At 70.4% G+C, this 3,738-nt stretch carries 3 protein-coding genes and 1 pseudogene; 1 reads left to right on the top strand and 3 read right to left on the bottom strand.

Annotation, left to right across the window (positions count from 1 at the left end):
- Window positions 1–353: pseudogene (locus D7Y13_RS39705) on the bottom strand (sigma-54-dependent Fis family transcriptional regulator); the annotation flags it as partial.
- Window positions 354–587: 234 nt separating this feature from the next.
- Between D7Y13_RS39705 and D7Y13_RS39700 the strand changes: the two are divergent.
- Window positions 588–1,304 carry an HAD family hydrolase gene (locus tag D7Y13_RS39700; protein WP_120582000.1) on the top strand — a complete coding sequence of 239 codons (717 nt, stop codon included), beginning with the start codon at window positions 588–590 and terminating at the stop codon, window positions 1,302–1,304.
- On the opposite strand, the gene D7Y13_RS39695 is transcribed toward D7Y13_RS39700, so the two are convergent.
- Window positions 1,276–2,025 carry a hypothetical protein gene (locus tag D7Y13_RS39695; RefSeq protein WP_233595235.1) on the bottom strand — a complete coding sequence of 250 codons (750 nt, stop codon included), beginning with the start codon at window positions 2,023–2,025 and terminating at the stop codon, window positions 1,276–1,278. The two genes, D7Y13_RS39700 and D7Y13_RS39695, sit on opposite strands and share 29 nt — an antisense overlap.
- 45 nt (window positions 2,026–2,070) lie before the next feature.
- On the bottom strand, window positions 2,071–3,738 hold a 1,668-nt coding region (locus D7Y13_RS39690; RefSeq protein WP_158626194.1), incomplete at its 5' end, for a TonB-dependent receptor domain-containing protein.

Below are 3,738 nucleotides of genomic sequence, written 5' to 3'. Positions count from 1 at the left end.
CCCTTCACCGGCTCCCCGCCCACCAGCACCGGCGTCCCGTCCTCCGGCACCCGCAGCCGGACGCCGCCGCGCAGGCCGGGCTCGAAGCGCACCGGGGTGCGGCTCAGGAACGGATCCCCCAGGGGCAGCGACAGCACGCCGCCCGGGCGGCTGAAGTCCGGCGCGTTGCGCGACAGCGCCACGGCGCGCTCGTCGGACAGGAGCCCTTCGAGCAGCAGCCGCTCGCCAATGCGCTGCGGCTGCGCGTGACCGATGATGGTCAGCGCGGGCACGGCATGGGCCGCCTGCGTGGGCGTGCCCTGCGTGCGGACGGCGGTCGTCGAGAATTCAGCGGGGTTCTTGGGGGGCGACATGGACCTCCGGTGAAGCCTACAACGGGCAGGCTGGGCCTGGAGCGACCAGGCGAGCCCTGTGCGCCCCTTCCTTCACTGGGAACGGTGCTTTTCGATGGGACGGGCCGGCGGCCGGCCCCCCGCCTACCCGCACGGTAGGCACCGCCGTGAGGGGCGAATGCCGCGCCCCGGGTCCACCCCGTGAATAGGGTTGAAGGGCCTGCCGTGTGGATCTTCGAGAAAGCCCGAGCCTCCATGTCTCCATCGACCTCGAACATCGCTCCCTTCGACGCCGTCCTCTTCGACCTGGACGGAGTCGTCATCGACACGACCGAGCTGCACTACCGCGTCTGGGAGGACTTCGCCCGGGAGCGGGGCTACACGCCCACGCGGGAGGAGCTGCTCGCCACCAACGGACGGCGGGCGGGGGAGACGCTGCGCGCGTGGTTCGGCGCGGCGCTGAGCGACGAAGAGGTGGAGGCGCTGACGTACGACCGGGAGATGGCCTTCCACCGGTTGCTGGAGCACGAGCCGGTGTTCGCCGTCCCCGGCGTGGGGGCCTACCTGCGCTCGCTGGGGCAGGCGGGCGTGCCCTGGGCGCTGGGCACGAGCGCGCTGGCGGACAACGCGGAGCTGGCCCTGGAGCGCGTGGGGCTGCAGCACCTGTTCCCGGTGCGCGTCACGTCCACGGACGTCACCCGGGGCAAGCCGCATCCGGAGGTGTACCTGAAGGCGGCCTCCGCGCTGGGGGTCGCGCCTGGCGGGTGCGTGGTGTTCGAGGACGCGGTGGCGGGCCTCAGGGCCGCGCGGGCCGCGGGCGCGGCGTGTGTCGCCGTCGCCACGTCGTTCCCGCGCGACATCCTGGTGCGCGAGCAGCCGGACTTCCTGGTGAAGGACTTCCGGGACCTGCCCGCGCCCCTGCGTCCCGGAAGCGCCGGCGCCTTCAGGGAGCTGATGGCACCTCACCCGTGAGCACGCAGATGCGCACGTCCGGGTCGCACTTCACGGGGAACAGCGGGTTGATGCCGGAGCCGCGCAGCCGCCCCGCGTCGTAGTCCGCGTACGGGTCGCACTTCGCCTCGTCCGGTCCGCCATCCGCGCCCTGACACGACACCACCGGCCAGATGCCCTTCACGGTGTACTCGGCGGTGCAGCCGTTCTCCGTGTAGACGAGGTCCGAGGTGAACTGCGTGCCCGGAATCTCCGGCGTGTTGTAGATGCGCAGGTTGCTCCACGTGTAGCCGAACTCCTGCGCGGGCAGGATGCCCCCGTCGGGCGCCTGGGCCTCGGTCACGTCCAGTCGCGTGGGGGTGAGCTGGGGCACCGTGCAGAAGCGGTCCTCCCCCGGCGTCTCGGAGGCGAAGGGCCCCACCGCCGTGGCGCTGGCCTTGGACGCATCCGATAGACGCGAGGCGAAGTCCCGCAGGAGGTTTCCCAGCCGGGCGCTGCGCACCCCCACGGTGTCGGGGGCCTTCGGGTCCGGGTTGAAGAACTTCTGCAGGCCCAGGGGCTCCGGCTTGAGCCGGGCGCAGACGAGGTCCGGGTTCTGCCCGGCCTTGAGCTCATACGTCGTGGCGAACGAGCCGGTGGAACTCTCGAACACGGCGCGCCCCACCACGCAGGGGGCCACCGGTTCACTGCCACAGGCGCCGGCGGTGACGACCGCGGCCGCCAGGCCTCCACTGATTGCCATCCATCGAAGCTTCATCGCGGGTGTCCTTTCTGTCGGGCGCGGGGCCTAGAAGCTCAGCTTGGCGCCCAGGCGGATGGAGCGCGGTGCCTGGTAGGCGGTGGGCCGCTTGAAGTTGGGGTTGACGTCCGCTTCGGTGATGCGAACGCTTGTCGCCGTCGCGGTGAAGACCTGGCAGTTCTCGTTGGGCGTCTTGTCGAGGCAGGCGGTGAGGTTGTCCGGCGTTCCGCCCTGCTCGATGGCGTACACGCGCGCGGTGGTGAAGGTCTGGTCCACGTCCGTGTACTGCTGGAAGTTGAAGAGGTTGAAGACGTCCAGCGACACGGTGAGCACGGAGTCCTTCACCAGCCGCTGGCTGAGGCCCACGTGGCCGTCCACGCCGTGCACCCAGGGCAGCCGGCCGGCGCTGCCGCGCGGCAGGATGAAGGTCTCCGAACCGCTGCGGCGCGGGTTGGCGCCCAGGTAGTTGAGCGGCGTGCCCGAGCGCGCCCGGTAGTTGCCGCCCACGTTGATGCTGGTGCGCGGGGTGATGAAGAACTCCTTCGCGCCGAACACCTTGAACGCGTGCGTGCGGTCCCCGGGCAGCGGGCCGTCGCGGTTGATGGTGAGCGTCACCAGGTCGAAGTCGCGCGTGAGGTTGGGGGACAGCTGCCCGGTGTCCGCGCGGAACAGGCCGGAGTAGTTCCCGCGCAGCGTGGACCAGGTGTAGCTGGCCTGGGCCAGCCACCCGTTGGTGAAGGCGCGCTGGAAGTAGAGGTTCACCGCGTCGTACTTGCGCTTGGCCAGCGGGAAGTCCGTCGAGTAGCCCTTGCCCGGGTTGCCCAGGAAGAAGGTGCTGCCGTCGTCGCGGCTCATGTCCTCGATGACGTCGTTGAGGTAGCGCTTGGTGTACGTGGCGCCCACGCGGCTTGACGCCAGCAGCTCGTACTCACCGCCCAGGACGAACTCGTCCGCGGACTGGGCGCGGATCTGCGGATCCACCGGCACGCGGTCTCCACCCTGCGCGTCCCAGAGCTGGTTGGGGTTTTCGCGGTTGCCAAGGGGCCTGCGGTTGGCGTTCAGGGTGCACCCGGTGCGCAGCGACTCCTCCTGCGACGGGTTGCACGCGGCCGCGTTGTAGGTGGCGGACAGGAGCTGCTGCTGGGGGAAGGACAGGTCCGCCATGTCCAGGGGGACGTTCTCGAAGAAGCGCGCGTAGTTGGCGAAGAGCTTCGCGCGGCCCGCCTGCGTCGGGTCGTAGATGACGCCCAGGCGCGGGGACCACTGGTTGGGCAGGTGCAGGCCCACTTCCCCGTCCAGGCCGTAGAGCGTCTGCACGTCGTAGCGCAGGCCCGCGTTGACGGTGACCTTGTCCAGGATGGACCAGCTGTCCTGGATGAAGCCGCCCACGGTGGTGGACGTGGAGGTGCCTTCCTTGCTGGCCAGGAACACCGGCTGGTCGGGCGCCTCCAGGTAGCCGTACTGGTTGATGCTGAAGAAGCAGCTTCCGTCGGTGCACTCCTGCCAGGGGGTGAGGCCGGTGCGCGCGCGGTTGTTGTAGAAGCTCATGCGCTCGATGTCCGCGCCGGCCTTGAGGATGTGGTGGCCCAGGGCCTCCAGCAGGTACGTGCCCATCACCTTGCCCTGCACGCGGTCCAGGCGCTGGATGCTGATGGTGCCGGGGCCGCCGGTGGAATAGGCGGTGACGGGGCAGCGCAGGGCGCGCTCGGCGGGGGT

Source organism: Corallococcus praedator (genome assembly GCF_003612125.1).
GTDB classification, from domain to species: domain Bacteria; phylum Myxococcota; class Myxococcia; order Myxococcales; family Myxococcaceae; genus Corallococcus; species Corallococcus praedator.
Note: the sequence above shows the minus strand (reverse complement) of the source record. Positions and strands in the feature narration are given on the sequence as shown.